At 65.3% G+C, this 21,755-nt stretch carries 22 protein-coding genes; 11 read left to right on the top strand and 11 right to left on the bottom strand.

Features of this window, described 5'->3' with window-relative positions; translation table 11 throughout:
* The first annotated feature begins 34 nt into the window (after positions 1-34).
* From IVA88_RS23380 to IVA88_RS23405, 6 genes are all read left to right on the top strand, one after another.
* Entirely contained in the window at positions 35-961 is a 927-nt protein-coding gene (locus IVA88_RS23380; protein WP_247499514.1) for a SurA N-terminal domain-containing protein, read from the top strand.
* Positions 961-1,977 (top strand): 4-hydroxythreonine-4-phosphate dehydrogenase PdxA, encoded by a 1,017-nt coding sequence (gene pdxA / locus IVA88_RS23385; RefSeq protein ID WP_247499515.1) that lies wholly within the window; start codon positions 961-963, stop codon positions 1,975-1,977. Before IVA88_RS23380 ends, pdxA begins: the two co-directional genes overlap by 1 nt.
* Positions 1,974-2,834: a 16S rRNA (adenine(1518)-N(6)/adenine(1519)-N(6))-dimethyltransferase RsmA gene (rsmA, locus tag IVA88_RS23390; protein WP_247499516.1), complete on the top strand. Its 861-nt coding sequence runs from the start codon at positions 1,974-1,976 to the stop codon at positions 2,832-2,834. Before pdxA ends, rsmA begins: the two co-directional genes overlap by 4 nt.
* A 16-nt stretch (positions 2,835-2,850) precedes the next feature.
* Positions 2,851-3,909: an alcohol dehydrogenase gene (locus IVA88_RS23395; RefSeq protein WP_247499517.1), complete on the top strand. Its 1,059-nt coding sequence runs from the start codon at positions 2,851-2,853 to the stop codon at positions 3,907-3,909.
* Positions 3,910-3,991: 82 nt separating this feature from the next.
* The gene (locus IVA88_RS23400; RefSeq protein ID WP_247499518.1) at positions 3,992-4,228 is read left to right on the top strand and encodes a hypothetical protein; all 237 of its coding nucleotides are present in this window, start codon (positions 3,992-3,994) and stop codon (positions 4,226-4,228) included.
* A gap of 316 nt (positions 4,229-4,544) precedes the next feature.
* A complete protein-coding gene (locus IVA88_RS23405) occupies positions 4,545-5,297 on the top strand; it encodes a Crp/Fnr family transcriptional regulator (RefSeq protein WP_247499519.1) in 753 nt (250 codons plus the stop codon).
* Here IVA88_RS23405 and IVA88_RS23410 read toward each other — a convergent pair.
* Entirely contained in the window at positions 5,276-6,013 is a 738-nt protein-coding gene (locus tag IVA88_RS23410; RefSeq protein ID WP_247499520.1) for a Crp/Fnr family transcriptional regulator, read from the bottom strand. The genes IVA88_RS23405 and IVA88_RS23410 overlap by 22 nt on opposite strands.
* 346 nt (positions 6,014-6,359) lie before the next feature.
* On the opposite strand from IVA88_RS23410, the gene IVA88_RS23415 reads away from it, so the two are divergent.
* Complete coding sequence (locus IVA88_RS23415; protein WP_247499521.1) at positions 6,360-7,082, top strand: Crp/Fnr family transcriptional regulator; 723 nt, start codon at positions 6,360-6,362, stop codon at positions 7,080-7,082.
* A gap of 216 nt (positions 7,083-7,298) precedes the next feature.
* On the opposite strand, the gene IVA88_RS23420 is transcribed toward IVA88_RS23415, so the two are convergent.
* Entirely contained in the window at positions 7,299-7,913 is a 615-nt protein-coding gene (locus tag IVA88_RS23420) for a cupin (protein WP_247499522.1), read from the bottom strand.
* 1,768 nt (positions 7,914-9,681) lie between these two features.
* Between IVA88_RS23420 and IVA88_RS23425 the strand changes: the two genes are divergently transcribed.
* Positions 9,682-10,911 (top strand): hypothetical protein, encoded by a 1,230-nt coding sequence (locus IVA88_RS23425; RefSeq protein WP_247499523.1) that lies wholly within the window; start codon positions 9,682-9,684, stop codon positions 10,909-10,911.
* Here IVA88_RS23425 and gmk read toward each other — a convergent pair.
* The 9 genes from gmk to IVA88_RS23470 form a co-directional block, all read right to left on the bottom strand.
* Positions 10,844-11,503 carry a guanylate kinase gene (gene gmk, locus IVA88_RS23430; RefSeq protein ID WP_247499524.1) on the bottom strand — a complete coding sequence of 220 codons (660 nt, stop codon included), beginning with the start codon at positions 11,501-11,503 and terminating at the stop codon, positions 10,844-10,846. The genes IVA88_RS23425 and gmk overlap by 68 nt on opposite strands.
* Before the next feature lie 3 nt (positions 11,504-11,506).
* Positions 11,507-12,394: a YicC/YloC family endoribonuclease gene (locus IVA88_RS23435; protein ID WP_247499525.1), complete on the bottom strand. Its 888-nt coding sequence runs from the start codon at positions 12,392-12,394 to the stop codon at positions 11,507-11,509.
* Positions 12,395-12,511: 117 nt separating this feature from the next.
* The gene (mltG, locus tag IVA88_RS23440) at positions 12,512-13,786 is read right to left on the bottom strand and encodes an endolytic transglycosylase MltG (protein ID WP_247499526.1); all 1,275 of its coding nucleotides are present in this window, start codon (positions 13,784-13,786) and stop codon (positions 12,512-12,514) included.
* Between the two features lie 125 nt (positions 13,787-13,911).
* A complete protein-coding gene (gene fabF, locus IVA88_RS23445) occupies positions 13,912-15,177 on the bottom strand; it encodes a beta-ketoacyl-ACP synthase II (protein ID WP_247499527.1) in 1,266 nt (421 codons plus the stop codon).
* A 108-nt stretch (positions 15,178-15,285) separates the two neighbouring features.
* Positions 15,286-15,525, bottom strand: a complete 240-nt coding sequence (locus IVA88_RS23450; RefSeq protein ID WP_006020277.1) for an acyl carrier protein — start codon at positions 15,523-15,525, stop codon at positions 15,286-15,288.
* 309 nt (positions 15,526-15,834) lie between these two features.
* Positions 15,835-16,572, bottom strand: a complete 738-nt coding sequence (gene fabG, locus IVA88_RS23455; RefSeq protein ID WP_247499528.1) for a 3-oxoacyl-[acyl-carrier-protein] reductase — start codon at positions 16,570-16,572, stop codon at positions 15,835-15,837.
* A gap of 102 nt (positions 16,573-16,674) precedes the next feature.
* Complete coding sequence (gene fabD / locus IVA88_RS23460; protein WP_247499529.1) at positions 16,675-17,634, bottom strand: ACP S-malonyltransferase; 960 nt, start codon at positions 17,632-17,634, stop codon at positions 16,675-16,677.
* A 172-nt stretch (positions 17,635-17,806) separates the two neighbouring features.
* The gene (locus IVA88_RS23465; protein WP_247499530.1) at positions 17,807-18,832 is read right to left on the bottom strand and encodes a fatty acid desaturase family protein; all 1,026 of its coding nucleotides are present in this window, start codon (positions 18,830-18,832) and stop codon (positions 17,807-17,809) included.
* Between the two features lie 3 nt (positions 18,833-18,835).
* The gene (locus tag IVA88_RS23470) at positions 18,836-19,540 is read right to left on the bottom strand and encodes a TetR/AcrR family transcriptional regulator C-terminal domain-containing protein (protein ID WP_247499531.1); all 705 of its coding nucleotides are present in this window, start codon (positions 19,538-19,540) and stop codon (positions 18,836-18,838) included.
* Between the two features lie 344 nt (positions 19,541-19,884).
* Here IVA88_RS23470 and rpsF point away from each other — a divergent pair, with 344 nt between their 5' ends.
* The 3 genes from rpsF (at position 19,885) to IVA88_RS23485 (ending at position 21,755) form a co-directional block, all read left to right on the top strand.
* A complete protein-coding gene (gene rpsF, locus IVA88_RS23475) occupies positions 19,885-20,403 on the top strand; it encodes a 30S ribosomal protein S6 (RefSeq protein ID WP_247499532.1) in 519 nt (172 codons plus the stop codon).
* Positions 20,404-20,408: 5 nt separating this feature from the next.
* Positions 20,409-20,648, top strand: a complete 240-nt coding sequence (gene rpsR, locus IVA88_RS23480; RefSeq protein WP_007592020.1) for a 30S ribosomal protein S18 — start codon at positions 20,409-20,411, stop codon at positions 20,646-20,648.
* A gap of 129 nt (positions 20,649-20,777) precedes the next feature.
* A complete protein-coding gene (locus IVA88_RS23485; protein ID WP_247499533.1) occupies positions 20,778-21,755 on the top strand; it encodes a DUF2232 domain-containing protein in 978 nt (325 codons plus the stop codon).

Genomic DNA, 21,755 nt, shown 5'->3' on the forward strand with positions numbered 1-21,755 from the left:
CAGGTTCACGGCGGCTGACATGCGAGCGACAAATATGACGATCCCATTGCCTGGCTTCCGCCTCCTCCTCGTTCTGGCTGCGCTGCTCCTGGCCGGCACGCCGTCGCGCGCGCAGAACATCGTCCTGATGGTCAACGGCGAGCCGATCACCGACTTCGACATCGAGCAGCGCTCCAAGCTCGACCAGCTGACGACGCAGAAGACGCCGGCCCGTCAGGAGGTCATCAACGAGCTGATCGACGACCGGGTGAAGATGAAGGAAGGCAAGAAATACGGTGTCGACCCCGGTGTCTCCGACATCAACCAGTCCTACGAGGGCATGGCGCAGCGCATGCGCATCTCGACGGACCAGCTGACCAAGTCGCTCGAGGTCAAGGGCGTTCGCCCCGAAACCCTGAAGAGCCGCATGAAGGCCGAGATGGTCTGGACCAGCCTCGTGCGCGGCCGCTTCAAGGAGAAGCTGATGGTCGGCGAGCGGGACGTCGCGCAAGCCGTGCAGGCCCAGACCGGCGACAAGCTGCAGATCGAGGGCACCGAATACAAGATGCAGCCGATCGTGCTGATCGTGCCGCGCGGCTCGTCGCCGGCGTTCCTGGAGACGCGGCACAAGGAAGCCGAGCAATATCGCGCGCGCGTCGGAAGCTGCGAAGAAGCCAATTCCTTGTTCCGCTCCACGCCGAACGCCACCATCCGCGACGTCGTCACCAAGACTACGGCGGAATTGCCCGAGGCACTGCGCAAGGTGCTCGACGACACGCCGATTGGTCATCTGACCGCGCCCGAGACGACCAAGGCCGGCATCGAGATGGTGGTGCTGTGCTCGCGCAAACCGACCATGATCGACACGCCGAAGAAGCGCGAGGTCCGCGAGAAGATGTATCAGGAGAAGTACGAGAAGACCCAGAAGGCCTATCTCGAGGACCTCCGCAAGGCGGCGATGATCGAGTATCGCAACCGCTGATGGCCAAGCAGCCTGCCAAGCCCCTCGCCCTGACCCTGGGAGAGCCTGCCGGCATCGGCCCCGACATCACCATCGCAGCCTGGCTCCGGCGCCGCGAACTGGACCTGCCCGCCTTCTATCTGCTCGGCGACGAGGCGCTGATCGCCCGCCGCGCCAAAGCGCTCGGCGCCGACGTCAGGATCGCTTCGGTGAGCGCCGGCGAGGCCGAGACCGCCTTCCCCGAGGCGCTGCCCGTGGTTGCGACCGGCGGGCCCGCGAGCGCCGAGCCCGGCAAGCCCGACGGATCGAGCGCCCCGGCCGCACTCGCCTCGATCCGCCGGGCGGTCACTGATGTCCGCGAGGGCCGCGCCGGCGCCGTCGTCACCAACCCGATCGCCAAGAGCGTGCTCTATCGCGCCGGCTTCCGCCATCCCGGCCATACCGAATTCCTCGCCGAGCTCGCCGCGGAGGACGGCCGTGTGCCGCAGCCGGTGATGATGCTGTGGTCGCCGCGGCTCGCCGTGGTGCCCGTGACCATCCATGTCTCCTTGCGCGATGCACTGGCCCAGCTCACCAGTGAGCTGATCGTCTCGACCGTGCGCATTGTCGCGACCGAGCTCACATCCCGCTTCGGCATCTCGAATCCGCGCATCGCGATCTCCGGCCTCAATCCGCACGCGGGCGAGGACGGCTCGCTCGGCCATGAGGAGCAGACCGTGATCGCGCCGGCGCTCAAGACGTTGCGCAGCGACGGCATCGAGGCGAAGGGACCGCTCCCTGCCGACACCATGTTCCACGAAGCCGCGCGAAACAGCTATGACTGCGCCGTCTGCATGTACCACGACCAGGCGCTGATCCCGATCAAGACGGTGGCCTTCGACGACGCGGTCAACGTCACGCTCGGCCTGCCTTTCATCCGCACCTCGCCCGACCACGGCACCGCCTTCGACATCGCCGGCACCGGCAAGGCCAACCCGGCAAGCCTAATCGCCGCGTTGATGCTTGCAAGCCGGATGGCGGCTGCGAAAATCCGATGAGCGCGATCGACGACCTCCCGCCGCTTCGCGAGGTCATTCGCCAGCATGCTTTGTCGGCGCGCAAATCGCTCGGCCAGAACTTCCTCCTCGACCTCAATCTCACCGCGCGCATCGCGCGTGTGGCGGCGCCGCTCGAGGACTCTACCATCGTCGAGATCGGCCCCGGCCCGGGCGGGCTGACGCGCGCGTTGCTCGCACTCGGCGCCAGGCGCGTCATCGCCATCGAGCATGACGAGCGCGCGATCCCGGCCTTGCAGGATATTTCCGCGCGTTATCCCGGCCGTCTGGAGATCGTGCATGGCGACGCCATGACTTTCGATCCGCTGCCGCTGCTATCGGGCGAAAGCGCAAAAATCGTCGCGAACCTGCCCTACAACATCGCGACCCATCTCCTGGTCGGCTGGCTCACCAGCGAGCCCTGGCCGCCCTGGTACGACATGATGGTCTTGATGTTCCAGCGCGAGGTCGGCGAACGCATCGTGGCGCGCGAGGACGAAGAGGCCTATGGCCGGCTCGGCGTGCTCGCCAACTGGCGCTGCGAGAGCAAGATCCTGTTCGACATCGCGCCGTCCGCCTTCGTGCCGCCGCCGAAGGTTACGTCGTCCGTTGTGCGACTGATCCCGCGCGAAAACCCTCTCGTCTGCGATCGCAAGCTGCTCGAACAGGTCGCGGCCGCCGCCTTCGGCCAGCGCCGCAAGATGCTGCGGCAAAGCCTGAAGGCGCTCGGCGCCGATCCCGCGCGGCTCGCCGCAGCTGCCGGCGTCGATGCGACGCGGCGCGCGGAGACCATTCCGATTTCCGGCTTTGTTGCCATGGCGCGTGAATTGGCCAATATACGCGGCGAAACAGAAAGATAATTTCGGAGGAAGAAATATGGCGTTGATGCGTCGGCAGTCCCTGGTCAAGTTCGATGCGCCGCTGTGCGAGACCATCGTCGACACGCCGAAACCGCAAGGACGCGAGGTGCTGGTGCGCATCGAGCGCTGCGGCCTCTGCCACTCCGATCTGCACATCCAGGACGGCTATGCCGATCTCGGCGGCGGCAAGAAGCTCGACACCACGCGCGGCATGACGCTGCCCTTCACGCTCGGCCACGAGATCGCGGGCGTGGTCGATGAAGTCGGTCCCGACGTGTTCGCCGGTCTCGTCGGTAGCAAGAAGGCGGTGTTTCCGTGGATCGGTTGCGGTCAGTGCCGCGACTGCGCCAATGGCGACGAGAACCTCTGCGTCAGACAACGCTTTCTCGGTGTCTCCATCGACGGCGGCTTTGCCAGCCACGTACTGGTGCCCGATGCAAAATATCTGCTCGACTACGATCCCCTGCCCGTCAACCAGGCCGCGACCCTGATGTGCTCCGGCGTCACCGCCTATGGCGCGCTCAAGCGCCTGGTCGACCGTCCGCGCCAGCGCAACCTCCTGCTGATCGGCCTCGGCGGCGTCGGCATGATGGGCCTTTCCTTTGCAGAGGCCATGTTCAAGCAGCCGATCACGGTCGCCGACCTCAGCGCTGCCGCCCGCGAGACCGCACTGAAGAACGGCGCAGCGGTGGCCTACGATCCGGCTGAGCCCGACGTGATCAAGCGCATCCTCAAGGACACCGAGGGCGGCTTCGACGAGATCGTCGATTTCGCCGGCAACGAGAAATCCATGGCCTTCGCGGTCGCCGTCGCCGCGCGCGGCGGCAAGATCGTGGTCTCCGGCCTGATGGGCGGCCAGTTCACGCTGCCGATGGTGCAATGGGTCTACAAGCGCATGACCATCGAGGGCTTCATGGTCGGCACGCTCACCGAGGCTCACGAGCTGATGGCGCTCGCTCGCGCCGGCAAGATCAAGCCGACGCCGATGCGCGAGGAGCCGATGGGCGACGTCCAGACATGGATCGACGAACTTCGCGCCGGCAAGGTCGTCGGCCGCATCGTGCTCAAGAACTAGGACCCGGAAGAAGCACCAGGCGGCGGGATCGATATCCTCGCCTTGGCGCGGAACGTCGGCGGCCGCGCCGCGTTGGCAGCGCATGTCCATTCGCTGCACTGTCGAGAGCGCATTCTTCATCGCCTGGAGCTGTCTGGAGCAGAGCGGAGAGCTCGGCTCTCCGGACGAGACCGCGAACGTCCTTCTCGACGCTATCGAGGCCCAGCTCAGGACCGGCGAACGGCGGCAGTTGATGCTCGCCAACAGGGCGATCGATGCCTACCGCGCGCACGCGGAAAAAAGCCGGTCCGCGCACGATTGCGAAGTACGCTTCGGGTGATGAACATCCTCGCCGCCCCCGGGCCCGCCCGCCGGGCGGCGTTCGAGGTGGCATAGCGCACGGGGTACGGTGCTCCGCGACGAGACGCTACGCCGATCCGCGCCCCTGCTATGTGCACTCCTGCACAGAGTTCGCGAAGTTGAATGCCGCAGGGGTCGGCGCGCCATGTGGCCTCGCCGGCGCCTTCCGGAATTCCGCAAACGGGAGGCCAATTTTCCAAGGCCTAAAAACGCCTTGTGTGCACTTTGGAACCGTCAGCTCCGTCAGGGGAACGTAGGGTTCTGGCTGACGCCGATTCCCGGCCAGAGCAAGACATGTGACCGGTCGGCCCCAGAACGATCTCCTCCAGCAGCTCAGTCGACCCGACTTCGAACTGCTCGCGCCGCACCTCCAGCCGGTCGACATCGAGGCGAGCCACATCCTGTATCACGCCGGGGACGAAGTGTCGGCAGTCCATTTTCCCTGCGGCTCCACACTCGTGTCGTTCGCCGTGCCCGTCGAGGACGATCGTGAGGTCGAAAGCCTGCTGGTCGGGCGCGAGGGCGCGGTGGGCATTGCCACTGGCCGCAGCGCTTCGCTCGCCTATTCGCGCATCGTCGTGAAGCTGGGCGGCACCCTGGTGCGGCTGCCGTTGCGCGCCATCGAGCAGGCCCAGCAGAGGTCGGCCACGCTGCAGCAGGTGTTCTCGCGCTATGTCGACTGCCAGTTCGCGCAGCTGCTCCAGACCGCGGCCTGCAATGCCGCGCATTCGATCGAGCAGCGCGCCGCCAAGTGGATCATCTCCGCGCAGGAGCACATCGGCGGCCCCGAGATCCCCCTCACGCACGAGCAGCTTGCCGGCATGCTCGGCGTGTCCCGCAGCTATGCCAGCCGCGTCATCCAGATGTTCAAGGCGAGGCGGATCCTCGCGACCCGCCGCGGCGCCATCCTGATCCTCGATGCGCCGGCGCTCGAAGCCAGAGCCTGCCGTTGCAATCATTGGCTGAAGAAGCATTTCGACGAGGTGCTGGGCCGGCGGCAACTGCCGACCGCTGACGCTTTGCGGCCTCACACTCGCGGCGGCGACTGACGTTTGAGGTGGAGATAGGCCGGACTGAAGTCCCCGAGCCGCTGCAACTCGCGCCATTTCAGGACGATCAGCTCGCTATCGCGCAAGTCCATGGTCCCGCTCCTCCTGAGGTCGGCGAGCGTCCGGTTCACCGTCGCGATCGCCATGCCCAGCGTTTCGCCAAGTTGCGCGAGACTGAGCGGCAAGCCGCAGCGATTGCCGCGAACGAGCTGCGCGGCGCGGGCGCGGTAGAACAGCTCGCAGAATAAGTGCGCCATGCGGGCCTGCATTGGACGCGCACTGTTGTTGGTAATGGCCTCGCGAAAGATCGCGGCGTCGCGCAGCGTCTCGCGCCAGACCGACAGCGCAAAGGTCGGCCGCCGCCGGAAGGCGGCAAACAATTGGCGGTGCGGGATAAAGGCGATCGAGGCTGGCCCCAACGCACTCAAGCCATGATCCATCTGGTCGATGAAGAGACCTTGCGCATCGGGCAGGTCGCCGGCCAGATGGAAGGCAAGATATTGCCGCCGCCCACTGCCGAGCAGATGGTAGCGCGCGATCGTGCCTGTGACGACCAGTGCGGAATGTTCGGGCTCGTCCCCCTGGCGGATGAAATCCTCGTTTGGCGCGACGTCGCGCAGCATGAAGGTGAGCGCGCGAATCTCGGCAATGTCCTCCAGCGCAAGCGCGGTGTGCTCGCACAGGTTCCGGATCAGCACGTCATGTGCTTTTTCCATGCAGGGGCCCGCGAAAAAGGCGCCGACTGTATCAATTGATACATCTGGCGGGAGTCTCGCGGACTAGAACTCGAATCGACGGGACTGGTTGCAAAGTGTGACGGCGACGGTCTGGATCCCAACTCTTATCAACCCCGCATGCGGATGGGCCGCCCCTTCTCATGAGCTGCACAACCGTTCTGGAGCGCCTCTGCGGATTGCTCAGTTCGCGCCCAGGCAAAGCTTTGGGCAGGAACAGGGACGTCTCGGCGAAGGCCGCGCACGAGGAGCCGTGCCTGCCGATGTCGGACCGGGAATTGGCCCGCGCCATCCGCGAGTTCCGTTCCGCGCCGGCGTCGAAGGACGAATGACTGCACCCACGGCCAACACACCCCAATCCAAATTCATCCAGCGGCTCCAGGCGATCGCGGATCTCTCCGACGACGAGTGCCGCGAGATCGCGGTCCTGCCGACCAAGCTGCGACACGGCACCGACGGCGAGATTCTGCTGCGTCAGGACGAAACGGCGTCACGTTGCGTTTTCATCGTCAGCGGCTTCTTGTACCAGCACACGATCGTCGGTGATCGCAGCCAGATCCTATCGTTCCACGTTCCCGGCGACATGCCGTGCCTGCATACGTTGCTGGTGCCGCGGATGGATGCGGACCTCGTCTGCCTTGGTCCTTCGGTCATGGGCTACGTCGAGCACGGCCCGATCAGGCGGCTGCTCGAGCGCTCCGTCCACCTGACCCGGGCGTTCTGGCGCGCGACGCTGGTCGATGCGGCGATCTCGCGGCAGTGGGTCGCGCGTCTCGGCGGACAGGCGGCGCTCTCAAGGGTTGCGCACCTGATCTGCGAACTGGCGACGCGACTGGAGACGGTTGGCCTTGCGGCTGAAGGCTGCTTCCAGATGCCGATGACGCAGCGGCACGTTGCCGATGCCAGCGGATTGTCGATCGTCCATGTCAACCGTACCATCCAGGAACTGAGACAGCGCCGATTGATTGCCTGGGAGGGAAGCCAGATCGAGCTGCTGCAACCCGACGAACTCCGCGCGCTCGCGGATTTCACGCCGGATTATCTGACGTGAGCGAGGCGTGCGAATTGCGCCGCCAGTCGGGCGCCGCGCGCGCTACCCGCTCCGTCGAATCTCCTCCCGCTCCTTCTCGACCCGCTCGCGTCTCCAGGCAATGCCATAGGCCGCGAAACGCGGCCGGGCGCGAGGTGGCGACATGCGCGGCAACTCGCGCGGTGCGCCGACGTTCCACGAACGAGCCCGCAGGAAGGCTTGAGCGGAGCCAGCACTTCACGACCGCGATGGCTTCATTCGCCATGATTTAAGCAGCGGGCCGCTGGCTCCCAGTACGGGATCTGTCTTGGGCTTGCGAACCTTGGCGATGCGCTTGACAGCGTCTGGTCGCTGTCTTGTGTCCGTGCACTCGTCGTACGTCCCCTCCCGCGGATAAGCTCCGACGACCAGGAAGTCCCGGCTGGACTCGATCAGCCGGTGTCCGGTGCCTGCGGGAAGGACCAGAACGTCTCCAGCCTTCACGCTCACCATCCGGCCCTTGACCCCGCCGCATTCGATCTTGGCCGTGCCGCGGGCCACGCCCATCACTTCGTGGATTTGCGAATGATAATGGACGAAGTCGTACACGGTATCGCGCCATGACCGGCTCCAGCCATTTTGGTCGAACAGCGTGTCGACAATGACCTCTGGCGCGAAACGCCGGGTCTTCACGTTCACGGCGCCGCGATAGAGCAACAATGGAAAACGCGGGTTGTTGGGCACGATGCCATCGTCCTGGAAACGGATGGCGGTCGGTTTCCGAGCCTGCACAAGCGATCGCAGCGTTGCCGCGTCGGGATGATCCTCCACGAGCTTCTTGGCGAAATTCTTAATCTGGTCCTTGACCGGCATGGCTTCTCCTCAGCCGCAATCCAACCACGGCCGAGATGATAAGTTTCCCAGGCCGGAACTCGCGGTAATCGCTATCCTACGGGCTCGCGTACAAGGCCACGGGCCGGCCAGGACACTTTACGTTCTTGAACTTGACGTTCTTGGCGGCGGCGCCGGAATGGTGGAGCGCTGGCTTTCGACCCACGTCGCCTGGATGCTTGATTTAGGTCAAATCAGACTCCGGGGAGAAGCCGAGATTCTCGGAGGGCGCCGATCCTCAGGGGCGGCATCGCGATGGTGTTGCACGGCACCCCAATCACGGAGGAGCGCCATGCTACGATATGTTCTCGCTGCGCTGGCAGCTCCTGTCTGATCACCGCCAGCCTGATTCCAGATGAGGCATATGCCCGCCGCGGAGCTGGCGGCGGATATCATGGAGGCGGCGGCATGCGCGGCGCTCACATCCGGGGCGGTGCTGTGCATGCCGGACGTGCCGGCGGATCTCGCGTGGCGGGTCGCGGATATGGATACCGCCCAATACCCGGCCGACCGGTCGCCAGGGGTGTTTACCGCAATATAGCCTATCGCGGTGCCTATAGAGGCGCAGCCTATGGTTTGGAAGCGGCTGCGATAGGAGCCGCCGCTTACGGTGCCTACAACAACAGCAACAGCACCTACGGCAATTGGGTTTGCCCGGGGCAGTACGGGTATCGGCACTGACCGAAATTGTTTGGGCGAGGATGGCTGTGCCAAGAGCACTGCCGTCCGCTCCAGTTGCACCGGTGTTCAGGCAAACATAGGACAACGGCATCGATCGTGAATGAGTGACGCCGACGCGTTTCACGCAACCCGGGCTCATAGGGCCTCAGGTTCTGCACGCACGATGGATGCGGGTCGGCCCTTCCAGCTTTCGCGGAGAGGTCACACGGCGTCGGGCAACACACCGCGTCAAGCCCCCTTCGCAAAAACATTTCACTTTTCCGAATTTCGGATTTGTGGCATACAGCGCTCATCCTGGCCCTGCCAAAGGGGCGTTCGCGATCGTCACGACATGCGGGCCGGGTGGCGGTGGACGCGGCAGCGTCGGCGCGGGCAGCGTGACGACAGGGCGGGCAACCGTGAGTCCTCACGCGACGCGGTACGACACGGCGCTGGAGAGCGGGCCTGTCGGTTGTCAGGGGTGAGCACACGCAAGCCCTTGACGATTGGGGCGGGACCGTCCGCGGACGGAGAAGTCGTGTGGTCCTGACGCCCGGGGTCTGTGCGTCAAGCCTCGCGGTGATGTGGCGGCCCGACCGGGCGCGCGCATCAGTCATCGGCGGGGCGACGGGGGCAATAGTGCATCGCTCCCCGAGGAGAGCACGAAGGACACCGTTAAAACCATCCGCGCAGGGAAGGCCGGGCGATCGGCACCCATCGGTCCACCCCGTGTGCACTCTTGTGGCGCACGGACCAACGGGTGCCGATCGCCCGGCCTTCCCTGCGCCCTTTGGCTTCCATCGGGCGATGAACGGCATCACGGCTCGGGCAGCATCTGCCGCGGGAAACGCGCAAGCATGCGCCCTCCCCGGCGCAATACGCACGGGCCGCCGCAACTGCCGCGGCTCCGACGGAACCCGAACTTCGAGCAAGCAATAGCAGCGAAGAAAGCCTGATTCCGCGGTGGAACGAACGCCGCGCAGGCCCGATTCAGGCCACATCCTCTCCGGATTTGCGGCTCATTGCCACCCAAGTCTTTGACGAGAAAGGGAAGGTAACGAGTTGCGTCGCGCGTAATCGGGAGACCAGGATGGGCAACCGCACCGCAAAGTTCATATCCGCCCTTGTGGGCAGCATCATTGCCGGCGCGCCGCTGGCCGCCGTGTCGCAGAATGCACCGACGGCAACGAGCACGGCAAATGCCGCGAGCGACTGCCTTGGCTCGCCAAAGGGCGCCGCGCCGCAGGGCCAGCATTGGCATTATCGCCTCGAGCGCGCGACCAAGCGGCAGTGCTGGTATCTGCGTGCCGAAGGCAAGGCCACGCAAACCGCACAGGCTGCGCCCGATACGCCGACGGCAGATTCAACCGCGCCGCAGCAGCACTCGGTGCAGGACGCGCGCGCCGAATATCTGACGCCGCAGAGTATTGCGGCTCCGAAGACGCCTGCACAGGCGGGACCGGCACCGACGCAAGCGGCTGCGAGCCCCTCCGCTGACGCCAATGCGCAGCAGCCCGCCGTCGCTGCGCGCTGGCCCGACGCCTCCACGGCATCCGCCGCGCCCGCAGCGGAGCCGTCGCCCGCACCAGTCGCTGTTGCCGCGCAGCCGAGCGCGAAGCCGGCGAAGTCCCCTGCTCCGATTGCACTGGCCGCGGCAGACAGCACCGCCGACAAGCCGACCGGCTCGCTCCAGATGCTGCTGCTCGTGATCGGCGGCGCGCTGGCGCTTGCCGGCATCCTCGCCAGCATCATCTACCGTTTCGCCGGCGGACGCATCCGCGTCCAGGCCGCCGACCATCGCCGCGTCAACTGGGACAATTTTGAGCCGCACGATCACGACGATGGCCGCGCGCCCTGGCTCAACGCAGCGCCGACGGCCGCGCCACGCGCTCAGCAGCCGCGCCCGGTGGATTTCGATGCCGTGCGTCCGCAGGTCGCGCAGCTTAAGGCAGCCCCGCTCAAGAGCGCACAGCTCGCTGCAATCGATCGCGAGATCGATGTGATCGACGCGCGAGAACCGCGAGCCCATGCCCGGCGAGCCCCCGACGAGGCCGCAGAGCTCGACGAAGCCGACATGTTCAACGGAGAATTCGAGATCGGGGCCGCAGCGCCGCGGCTCGCGGCCGACGACGTCAATGACGAAGAGCCGGCCGATCGCGATGAAGATACGGGACTCGAGGACGCCATCGACGTCGACGTGATCACGGCGATGCTGGAACGGCTGGCGAAGCACGGGCCGCGGCTGACGCAACCTAACCCTGAAGTTGACCTTGCAGACTTCGCACGAAGCCCACGAGGCCAGTCCGCCGCTCGCGCTTGAGGCGTTCGGCTTTCAGGATCGACTGCACCTCGGCGAAGGCCTCGTCGACGTCGTGGTTGATCACGATGTAGTCGTACTCGGCCCAGTGGCTCATCTCGTGGCTGGCGCGGCTCATGCGCTTGCGGATCACCTCGTCGGAATCCTGCGCGCGCGAATGCAGCCGCTTCTCGAGATCGGCGGCCGAGGGCGGCAGGATGAACACGCTGACGACGTCGGCGCGTGCTTTCTCGCGCAATTGCTGCGTGCCCTGCCAGTCGATGTCGAACAGCACGTCCTGCCCCGCCGACAGCGCCGCCTCGACCGGCGCACGGGGCGTGCCGTAGCTGTTGTCGAACACGGTCGCCCATTCCAGCAGCTCGTCGGCCTTCACCATGGCGTCGAAGGTGGCCTTGTCGACGAACGAATAATCCCTGCCGTCGATCTCGCCCGGCCGTATCGCCCGCGTGGTCGCCGACACCGACATTCGGAGGCCGGGCATACGGTCGATCAACATGCGCGACAGCGTCGTCTTGCCCGCGCCCGACGGCGAGGACAGCACGAACATCAATCCGCGCCGCTCGACACCATCAGTTCCGTGACCGCCAATCGTCATCGATCACTCCAGATTCTGGACCTGCTCGCGGAACTGCTCGACCACGTTCTTCATGGCGAGCCCGGTATTGGTCAGCTCGATGTCGTTCGACTTGGAGCAGCAGGTGTTGACCTCACGGTGAAACTCCTGCGCCAGGAAGTCGAGCTTGCGCCCGACCGGGCCGCCCTTGCCGATCAGCTCGCGCGCCTGCGCGATGTGCGAGGCGATGCGGTCTAGCTCCTCGCGGATGTCGGCCCTGGTCGCGATCAGGATCGCCTCCTGCATCAGGCGGTCGGAATCGAAACGGTCTGAGGTGTCGAGCAGGCTCGCGATCTGCTCGGCGAGCCTGGCCTTGATGGCCTCGGGCTTGCGGCCGGGCGCGGCCTCGGCCTTTTTCGCAAGCTGCTCGACCTCGTCCACACGCTGGATCAGGATCTGTCCCAGCGAGGTCCCCTCGCGCTTGCGCATCTCGACCAGTTCGGCGAGCGCCTTGTCGAAGGCGTCCGCGGCGGCAGCGCGCGCGGCCTTGTCCTCCTCCTCGTCGCCCTCGGGCTCGGCGACTTCAATGACGCCCTTGATGGCCAAAAGCCCGTCGACGCTCGGCGCGACCGCATCGACCTTGCCAGCGATGACGGCGGCGGCCTTGAGGACGGCGTTGAGCACGTCCTCGTTGACGCGGACGGAGGCGGCGGCATTGGCGCGCTTGACGGTCAGATTGGCGTAGACGGTGCCGCGCGAGAGCAGCTCGGCGGCGCGCTTCTTGGCATGAGCCTCGAGCTCGTCGAACCCCTGCGGCAGCCGCACCCTGAGGTCAAATCCCTTGGCGTTGACCGACTTCAATTCCCATTCGAACGTGTACGGCCCGCTCGCGCCGTGGCTTCGGGCAAAGCCGGTCATGGACGACAACGCCATCAGGTCAATTTCTCCAGAAGCACGGGATTCGCGCGGCCATCAAGCCATGCGAAACTTAAGACTATTTTGCAGGAAAGTGGAATCCGCAAAGTCCCGCAGGCAGATCTGCGCGCGGGCCTAGCGCTGGACCACCGGGGGCGAGGGTTGCACCGCGCCCTGCCGGGCCGGCGCTGGCCCCGCGGGGCGAGCCGCTGGCGGCTTCTTCTGCTGGTTGGGGCGCGCCGGCGTGGTCGCCGTCGGCGTATCGGCGGCACCCGGCGCGGCGGCGGCCGGCGGCTGCGCGTCCTCGGCCGGCTCGACCGTGTCGTTCTGGATCTGCTTTTCCATCGCGCGCAGCTTGGCGACGTTCTTTTGATGCGCGTCGTAGGTCTCGGTGAAGGAATGCCCGCCGGTGCCGTCGGCGACGAAATAGAGGTCGCGGGTGCGGGCCGGGTTGGCGGCGGCCTCGAGCGAGGCCCGGCCGGGGTTTGAGATCGGCCCCGGCGGCAGGCCCTCGATCACATAGGTATTGTAGGGCGAGGGCTGCGTGATCTCGCTGCGCTTGATCGGACGGCCGAGCGTACCTTTGCCGCCGACCAGGCCATAGATGATGGTGGGATCGGACTGCAGCTTGATCCTCTGCTTCAGGCGGTTGACGAACACCGCCGCGACGCGGCTGCGCTCGTCCGGCTTGCCGGTCTCCTTCTCCACGATCGAGGCCAGCGTCACCAGTTGCTCCGGACTCTTGACCGGAATGTCCTGAATGCGGCGCTCCCATATCTCGGTCAGCACGCGCTTGTGCGCCTGCTGCATGCGCTGGATCACCTGATCACGTGGCGTCCCGCGCGGGAACTTGTACGTCTCGGGCAGCAGCGTGCCTTCGCGCGGCAACTCACGCACGCTGCCGGTGAAGATGTCGTTGTCGGACAGCCGGGCCACGATCTGCTCGGAGGTCAGGCCCTCCGGGATCGTCACGGCGTGCTGCACCACCTTGCCCTCGACCATGGTGGCGATGACGTCGCGCAAGGATGCATTCTTCTGGAACGAATACTCGCCGGGCTTGAGGTCCGAGCTCGCCTTCAGCGCGGCGACGCTCGCAATGAACGCCCAGGGGTTGACGTCGGTCACGCCTTCCCGGTTCAGCGTCTCGGCGATGTCGCGCTTGCCGGCACGCTGCGGGATGTTGACGATCTTGTCTTCCTTCAGCGGTCCCGGCGCCTCGAGCACCTGCCGGCCGTAATAGTACACGCCGCCCGCACCGATCATCGCGATCAGCAGCAGGGTGATGATGGCATTGCCGACGATCACGAAGGGATTGCGCGCGCGCTCCGATCGCTTTGGCGGCGGCGGGAGCTGCTCGGGTTCGAGCGCTGCCCGCGGACTCCGGGGCGAAATGGGCGGCCTTTCACTCATCGAAGCAACCTGAATCCTGCCGGTTCAATCGCGACCTGACAATCGCTTGCCGAGCCAAATGCACACGCCCGCTTCCATGACTATCGCCGAATAAGGCAAAACGGTGGATTCGTCGCAACAACAAACTAATGGACCAGACGCTGGAAGATGACCGATGCGTTGGTACCGCCAAAACCAAAAGAATTCGACAACGCGACGTTGACCTCGCGCTTCTTCGCCTTATGCGGCACGAGATCGATCGCCGTCTCGACCGACGGATTGTGCAGGTTGATGGTCGGCGGCACGACATTGTCGCGAATCGCGAGAATGGCGAAGATCGCCTCGATCGCGCCGGCCGCACCCAGCAGATGACCGGTCGACGACTTGGTCGAGGACATCGCGACCTTGGAGGCGGCATTGCCGAGCAGACGTTCGACCGCCCCAAGCTCGATCTCGTCACCGAGCGGTGTCGAGGTGCCGTGCGCGTTGATGTAGTCGAGATCGGATGCGGTGAGGCCGGCGCGTTTGAGCGCCGCCGCCATGCTGCGGAAGCCGCCGTCGCCATCGGGTGCCGGCGAGGTGATGTGATAGGCATCGCCCGAGAGACCGTAACCGATCACCTCGGCATAGATCTTGGCGCCGCGGCGCTTGGCGTGTTCGAGCTCTTCCAGGACCAGGACGCCGGCGCCCTCGCCCATGACGAAGCCATCCCGATCCTTGTCATAGGGACGCGAGGCCTTCTCAGGCGTTTCGTTGAAGGCCGTCGAGAGCGCGCGCGCGGCGTTGAAGCCGGCAATGCCGATGCGGCCGATCGGCGATTCCGCGCCGCCGGCAACCATGACGTCGGCATCACCGAGCGCGATCAGGCGGGCGGCATCGCCGACCGCGTGAGCGCCGGTCGAGCAGGCCGTGACCACCGAATGGTTCGGCCCCTTCAGCCCATGCTTGATCGAGACATAGCCGGAGGCGAGATTGATCAGCCGGCCCGGAATGAAGAACGGTGAGACCCGGCGGGGCCCGCGTTCTTTCAGCAGGACCGCGGTTTCGGCGATGCCGTTGAGGCCGCCGATGCCGGACCCGATCATGGTGCCGGTGGCGCATTTGTCCTCTTCGGTCTCGGGATGCCAGTTGGCATCGTCGAGCGCCTGGCCGGCTGCGGCCATGCCGAAGATGATGAAGTCGTCGACCTTGCGCTGGTCCTTGGGCTCCATCCAGATGTCGGGATTGAAAGTGTCATTCGCACCGTCGCCGCGCACGACCGTGCAGCCGATCTTGGTCTGAAGATCGGAGACATCGAAGCTCTCGATTTTGCGTGCGCCGCTTTCGCCGTCGAGGATGCGCTTCCAGGTCGGCTCGACTCCGCAGCCGAGTGGCGAAACCATGCCAAGACCCGTAACGACAACCCGCCTCATATCCGAAAACTCCGCATCGTAATATTCACGGCCAATAACAAGAAACCGGCTGACCGCTGTTGGGCGGTCCGTCCGGTTTCAATGTTGTCCCCGCGAAAATGAAGAGCCTTAGCTCTTCGCGTTCTTCTCGAGAAACTTCGTGGCGTCGCCGACGGTGAGAATCGTTTCCGCGGCGTCGTCCGGAATCTCGCAACCGAATTCCTCTTCGAACGCCATCACCAGCTCGACGGTGTCCAGACTGTCGGCGCCGAGGTCGTCGATGAAGCTCGCAGCGTCGACAACCTTCTCGGGTTCAACACCAAGGTGTTCGACCACGATCTTCTTAACCCGCTCGCCAATCTCACTCATTGCATAACCTCGTGTTGTTCCCTGTAGACCCGACCCCCCGGGACGATACGAGCCGTCGTGGTCGTTGACTGCCTTCGCTTACGAACTTTGATCTGGCCCCACCCTAACCGATGCAAGCCCGGCGAATGACGCCAAGGCTCCGCATCGCCAATATACAGGGTTTCAAAAACCTGCAATGGCGTTCTTTGCCCATCCGTTGAAGGTCCGGTTATCATACTTCAATTGCCTTGACTACAAGCCTCATTTCGCTCCGGAAACGGCCGTTTGCCGCATCCGGCACCACCCAAGGGGGCGGTGCGGCATGAGACGTCAAATCATGGCCATGCCGCCGTTGACGTGGATGGTTTGGCCGGTGACATAGGCCGCTTCGTTCGAACTCAGGTAGACGGCGGCCGCCGCGATGTCCTCTGGCGTCCCTAGGCGATTGGCCGGAACCTTGGTCAGAATCATCTCGCGCTGCTTGTCGTTGAGCGCATCGGTCATCGGCGTCTTGATGAAGCCGGGCGCAATGCAATTCGCGGTGACGCCGCGTTTGGCGTATTCGGCGCCCAACGTCTTGATCATGCCGATCAGGCCCGCCTTCGATGCGGTATAATTGCCCTGCCCCGGATTGCCGGTGACGCCGACCACCGAGGTGATGGCGATGATGCGACCGAAGCGCTTGCGCATCATCAATTTGGTGGCGGCGCGGGCAAGCCGGAAGGTCGAGGTCAAATTGATGTTGATGACCTCCTCCCAATCCTCGTCACGGAGCTGCACGAAGAGATTGTCGCGGGTGATGCCGGCATTGGCGATGAGGATGTCGACCTGTCCCATCGCCGCTTCCGCAGCGGGCACCAGCGCCTCGACCTCGTCCACCTTGGAGAGATTGCAGGGCAGGACATGGGTGCGCTCGCCGAGCTTGCCGGCAAGCTCATCCAGCACTTCCTTGCGCGTCCCTGATATCGCGACGGTGGCGCCCTGCGCGTGCAGCGCCTGTGCGATCGCGCCGCCGATGCCGCCGGTCGCGCCAGTGACGAGCGCCTTCTTGCCAGTCAGATCGAACATCGATAACTCCTCCAAAGCACGATCCGGAAAAGTGCGCAGCGGCTTTCCGAAAAGATCGTGCGCAAACTAAAGAACTCGAGCGCAATGACGGATCATCGCGCTTCAGGCCTGCTTCGCGGCGGCCAACGCATCCCTGGCGGCGGCAATGTCGTTGGGACCACCGACCGCAACGCCGACGGCACCGTCTGCGATACGCTTAACGAGGCCGGTCAGCACCTTGCCGGCGCCGATCTCGAAGAAACGGCTGACGCCCTGCCCTGCCATAAAGGCAACCGACTCGCGCCAGCGCACGGTGCCGGTGACCTGCTCGACCAGGCGGCGGCGGATCTCGTCGGGATCGGTGATCGCGCTCGCCAGCACGTTCGACACCAGCGGGGCCGCCGGCGCCTTGATCGTGACCCTGGCCAGCGCCTCCGCCATCGCATCCGCAGCCGGCTGCATCAGCTTGCAATGGAACGGTGCGGACACCGGCAGCAACATTGCGCGCTTGGCGCCCTTGGTTTTGGCGATCTCGACGGCGCGATCGACCGCGGCCTTGTCGCCGGAGACGACCACTTGCCCGCCGCCATTGTCGTTGGCGGCTTGGCAGACCTGCCCTTGAGCGGCCTCGCCCGCGACCGCCATGGCGGCCTCGTAGTCGAGGCCGAGCAGAGCGGCCATCGCACCGACGCCTACCGGCACGGCTTTTTGCATTGCGAGACCGCGGGTGCGAAGCAGCCGCGCGGTGTCGGAAATCGTCAGGCTGCCGGCCGCAGCCAGCGCCGAATATTCACCGAGCGAGTGGCCGGCGACGAAGGCCGCATCCCGCCCCACGGAAAACCCGGCTTCGGCTTCCAGCACGCGCAGGGTTGCGACAGACACCGCCATCAGGGCCGGCTGGGCATTTTGGGTGAGCTGGAGGGTTTCGGCCGGACCATCCCAGATGGTCGCCGTCAGCTTCTCCCCCAGCGCGGCATCGACCTCGTCGAACACGGCGCGCGCCACCGGAAAGGCATCGGCCAACGCCTTGCCCATGCCGACAGCTTGGGAACCCTGCCCCGGAAATGTGAATGCTGCCGTCATCGGCGCTCCCTGCTTGTCGGGCATGTCCCTGCGAGAACCAACAGCCGATGACGCACGGCCTTAGGCCCTGGTTCCGGATCATGCTCCAAAGGGGGCCGTAGACACTGTCCGGGGCCGGAATGTCAAGCCAAGATAGGAACTTCGATCAGCATTCAACCGGGGATACAGGTCCCTAGAATCCGCCGGCCGTCTGGTTGGCGTCGACCTCGGACCCAGCCTGCGCGCGGCGCGCGCTGTTGACCAATTGCCCCGGCCGATCATCGCGGTTCGGCTTCGCGGTCGCAAGCCGCAGCACGGCTGCGTAACTCGGTTGCACCTCCATACGGCCCGCGTGCCGGCTCTTGCTCAGCAAGCGGTGAACCTTCGGCAGATTGTAGCAGGGCACGTAGAACAAGAGATGATGTTCGAGGTGGTAGTTCACGTAGTACGGCGCGATGAACAGGCGTTCGAGAAGATTGGCGTAGGTGGTGCGGGTATTGCGCAGGGGATCACCGCTGTCAGGCACGACCGCGTGCTCGGCGATGTTGCGGATGCGGGTGATAACCATCATCCAGGTCAGCAGCGGCACCAGCCAAAGCAACGGATAAGCCCACCACACGCCGGCCGCCGTGAGCGCCGCGAACATCGCGCCATTGACCAGACATTGCGGGCCAAGCTTCTCGCAAAAATGCGCCGCGCGCTGACGCAACGGCCAGTCCTTCGGCCCGAGCGCATTGAGCAACTGCGCCTTGCGCTGCTGGTAGCCGGTCTGCCCGGTGATGTCGCGAATGAACTTGCGGCGGTAGCTCAGCTTCGTGATCGGAAACGGCGCCGACAGCACGAGATCAGGATCATCCTCCTGCTGGGTGCGCGCATGGTGTTGAAGGTGATAGCGCCGGTAGCTGCGCGTCTCCGCAAAGAGAGGATAGGCACAGAACCACTGGCTCAGGGTCAGATTGGTTTTCTCGTTGGCGGACAGGCAGCCATGCGCGCCGTCATGCATGAGGATCGCGAGCCCGAGCTGGCGCGAGCCAATGATGGCCACGGCGAAGATATAGGTGATCGGATTGGGCCACCACGCGACCAGCGCGATTGCGGCGATGATGAGCGCCCAGGCATGCGCGATCAGCGCGATGCCTTTCCAGGTCATGCGCTGGCGCACGTCGGCAAGCTGGTCGTCGGTTAGAAAATCGCGGGCACGCATGCGAAGCGCAGTCATGGCCTAACCCTCCTCATTCGAATTGCTTGATGCGTCGCGCGCGTCAACGAGGCGCAGGCGCGCAGTGTCATCGGTGGATTTCGCCTGTTCGCCCAGCACGCGCAGCATCTCGGCGCACAGCGCCTCGGGCGAACGGCCCATGGCGCAGCCCTCGAGAATGACGCCGATGGCGACGGCCCAGAACCGCCGCGAACTCTCGTCGGGCGCGCGCAAGGAGCGCCAGCCGTGCCGCTCAACCTGGCTCGCATAGGCCCGCGCACCTTCGCTGTGCAGGCGCTCGATGGTGCGCTCGACCAGCGGCGCGAGATCCTGGCGCCGCCGCGTCAGCGTCAGCGCCTCGGCGAAGAAGGCTACCGAATCGCCCGCCGTCACGGTCTCGGCCAGTGCGTGGGTGTAGTCCCGCGGCGTGCGCGCCTTCAGCGCCGCCCGCTCCGTCGCCCGCGCCAGATACAGCAGCTCGCGGCAGGCGCATTCGACGAACAGCGCCTCCTTGGTGCGAAAGTAATAGGTGATCTGGCTCGGGAACGCGTTCGCAGCGGCTGCGATGTCGGTGATTGCCGTCCCCGACAGCCCCCGTTCCCGAAACAACGGGCTCGCGGCATCCAGCAGCAGCGAGCGCATTTTGCGGCCGGCCGACCGTGTGGCACGGGCGGCGTGCTTGGGGTCGGCGGCCGCCTCGAGCGGTTCATGGGCCGACTTTTCTGCCATTGGATTCGCTCCGTTGATTTAGTTGTATGTTATACAAACAAACAAATCAAGCCGCATGGGGGTATTCTGCGGTAGGCTGGGCCGCCCACGTCGGAACCGGCCACGCCGAAAACGCCGCCGCAACCTTGCCAAGTCAGCCAAAATCCGTATAAGGCGCGCATCCGCAGACCCCGGCCGGGAGCTGAACGGACGGTCTCAGCAAATCATTCGTGATTTTGGTGTGGTAGGGCCAGTCGGCCCGTCGTCCCGTGTTTCCGCCTTCTGAGCTTAATCCCAGAGTCCTTTCCGAAGGCCTCTTAAGGGCTTGACGCCGGGCGATGCGCCAACATGAGGAAAGGACTTCCATGGCTCTCTATGAGCATGTTTTTCTCGCGCGCCAAGACGCGAGCACGCAGCAGGTCGAAGAGCTGACTGCGCAGATGACCGGCATTGTCGAGGGTCTCGGCGGCAAGGTTGTCAAGACCGAGAATTGGGGCGTGCGCTCCCTCACCTACCGCATGAACAAGAATCGCAAGGCGCACTTCGTGCTGCTCAACATCGACGCGCCGTCCGCGGCGATCGCCGAGATCGAGCGCCAGGAGCGCATCAGCGAAGACGTGATCCGCTATCTCAGCGTCCGCGTCGAGGAGCTCGAGGAAGGTCCGTCCGCGATGATGCGCAAGGCCGACCGTGACCGCGAGCGTGACGACCGAGGCGGCGGCTTCCGTGGTGATCGCGAAGGCGGTGGCTTCCGTGGCGACCGCGAGGGTGGTTTCCGTGGCGGCGATCGTGACGGTGGCGGCTTCCGCGGTGACCGCGGTCCGCGCCGTCCGCGCGAAGACGCTGAAACCACGACCACCACCACCACGACGGACGGGGAGTAAGAACAATGGCTGAAGCTGGTGCACGCCGCCCGTTTTTCCGTCGTCGCAAGAGCTGCCCGTTCACGGGCGCGAATGCTCCGAAGATCGACTACAAGGACTCCAAGCTGCTGATGCGTTACGTGTCCGAGCGCGGCAAGATCGTGCCGAGCCGCATCACCGCGGTGTCCGCGAAGAAGCAGCGTGAGCTCGCCCGCGCCATCAAGCGCGCGCGGTTCCTGGGCCTGCTGCCCTACGTCATTCGTTAAGACGAATTCGGCCGGCGGCGACATCGGCGCCGGCCGTACTACCTAGTTTCTCATAAGGCTTCCGGGTCGTCCGGTCGCCGATGGTTGGGGCGAGATGCCTCTAACCGCTCGAAGGGAGCGGGACAGCTGATGATGGCCTTTGGACTTATAGCCCTGATCGCCGGCGCAGCGTCGGCGCTGATGTTCGCCTCGATCGTCTCGGGCGCGCTGATCTCGCTCGTCCTGTTCTATCTCGCACCGCTGCCGCTGATGGTCGCCTCGATCGGCTGGGGACCGCTTTGCGCGAGCCTCGGCGGCATCGCCGCCGCGCTTGGCCTCGGCGCCCTGTTCGGCCTGCCCTACTGCATCGCCTTCGCCGTCACCGTCGCATTGCCGGCTTGGTGGCTCGGCCATCTCGTCCTGCTCAGCCGGCAGGTGGGACCCGCCGCGCCGGAGGCCACCGCCGAGCCGCCTGCCAAATCTGAGCTCGAGTGGTATCCGGTTGGCCGCATCCTGCTGTGGATCGCGGGCTTCGCCACACTGACCACGATCGCCGCCCTGCTCACGCTCGGCACCGACGCCGAGACCATCACCGCCGCGCTGCGCCGAGGCCTGATGCGCCTCCTCCGCGCCGCCGACCCGCAGACCGCCGGCGAGACCGATCAATTCGTCGACGCACTGGTGCGGATCGCGCCGGCCGCCGCCACCATCGCCGCGATGATGACGCTGACCCTCAATCTCTGGCTCAGCACCAAGGTGACGGCGACGTCGGGCCGGCTGCGGCGCCCGTGGCCCGACATCATGACGGCGGAGCTGCCGCCAATGACACTCGTGGCACTCTGCATCGCGCTCGCTTTTTGCTTCACCGGCGGACTGCTTGCGATCGTAGCGCAGATCGCGACGGCGGCGCTGATGATGGCATATGCGCTGACCGGCTTTGCCGTGCTGCATACGCTGACGCTGGCGCTGAAGAGCCGCACCTTCTGGCTCTGCTCGACCTACGCCGTCGTGGTCGTGTTCGGATGGCCCGTCATGGCGATGGTGATCCTCGGCCTCGCGGATGCCGTGTTCGGCCTCCGCGAACGCTTCCTTCGTACGCGCCAGCCGCCGCCGCTGCCGACCTCTTGA

It is taken from the genome of Bradyrhizobium sp. 149 (assembly GCF_023073915.1).
Taxonomy (GTDB): domain Bacteria; phylum Pseudomonadota; class Alphaproteobacteria; order Rhizobiales; family Xanthobacteraceae; genus Bradyrhizobium.

Coding starts and splice junctions, on each gene's coding strand:
- IVA88_RS23380 (WP_247499514.1), top strand. CDS start 35: ATGACGATCCCATTGCCTGGCTTCCGCCTCCTCCTCGTTCTGGCTGCG.
- pdxA (WP_247499515.1), top strand. CDS start 961: ATGGCCAAGCAGCCTGCCAAGCCCCTCGCCCTGACCCTGGGAGAGCCT.
- rsmA (WP_247499516.1), top strand. CDS start 1,974: ATGAGCGCGATCGACGACCTCCCGCCGCTTCGCGAGGTCATTCGCCAG.
- IVA88_RS23395 (WP_247499517.1), top strand. CDS start 2,851: ATGGCGTTGATGCGTCGGCAGTCCCTGGTCAAGTTCGATGCGCCGCTG.
- IVA88_RS23400 (WP_247499518.1), top strand. CDS start 3,992: ATGTCCATTCGCTGCACTGTCGAGAGCGCATTCTTCATCGCCTGGAGC.
- IVA88_RS23410 (WP_247499520.1), bottom strand. CDS start 6,013: ATGGAAAAAGCACATGACGTGCTGATCCGGAACCTGTGCGAGCACACC.
- IVA88_RS23415 (WP_247499521.1), top strand. CDS start 6,360: ATGACTGCACCCACGGCCAACACACCCCAATCCAAATTCATCCAGCGG.
- IVA88_RS23420 (WP_247499522.1), bottom strand. CDS start 7,913: ATGCCGGTCAAGGACCAGATTAAGAATTTCGCCAAGAAGCTCGTGGAG.
- IVA88_RS23425 (WP_247499523.1), top strand. CDS start 9,682: ATGGGCAACCGCACCGCAAAGTTCATATCCGCCCTTGTGGGCAGCATC.
- gmk (WP_247499524.1), bottom strand. CDS start 11,503: ATGACGATTGGCGGTCACGGAACTGATGGTGTCGAGCGGCGCGGATTG.
- IVA88_RS23435 (WP_247499525.1), bottom strand. CDS start 12,394: ATGGCGTTGTCGTCCATGACCGGCTTTGCCCGAAGCCACGGCGCGAGC.
- mltG (WP_247499526.1), bottom strand. CDS start 13,786: ATGAGTGAAAGGCCGCCCATTTCGCCCCGGAGTCCGCGGGCAGCGCTC.
- fabF (WP_247499527.1), bottom strand. CDS start 15,177: ATGAGGCGGGTTGTCGTTACGGGTCTTGGCATGGTTTCGCCACTCGGC.
- IVA88_RS23450 (WP_006020277.1), bottom strand. CDS start 15,525: ATGAGTGAGATTGGCGAGCGGGTTAAGAAGATCGTGGTCGAACACCTT.
- fabG (WP_247499528.1), bottom strand. CDS start 16,572: ATGTTCGATCTGACTGGCAAGAAGGCGCTCGTCACTGGCGCGACCGGC.
- fabD (WP_247499529.1), bottom strand. CDS start 17,634: ATGACGGCAGCATTCACATTTCCGGGGCAGGGTTCCCAAGCTGTCGGC.
- IVA88_RS23465 (WP_247499530.1), bottom strand. CDS start 18,832: ATGACTGCGCTTCGCATGCGTGCCCGCGATTTTCTAACCGACGACCAG.
- IVA88_RS23470 (WP_247499531.1), bottom strand. CDS start 19,540: ATGGCAGAAAAGTCGGCCCATGAACCGCTCGAGGCGGCCGCCGACCCC.
- rpsF (WP_247499532.1), top strand. CDS start 19,885: ATGGCTCTCTATGAGCATGTTTTTCTCGCGCGCCAAGACGCGAGCACG.
- rpsR (WP_007592020.1), top strand. CDS start 20,409: ATGGCTGAAGCTGGTGCACGCCGCCCGTTTTTCCGTCGTCGCAAGAGC.
- IVA88_RS23485 (WP_247499533.1), top strand. CDS start 20,778: ATGATGGCCTTTGGACTTATAGCCCTGATCGCCGGCGCAGCGTCGGCG.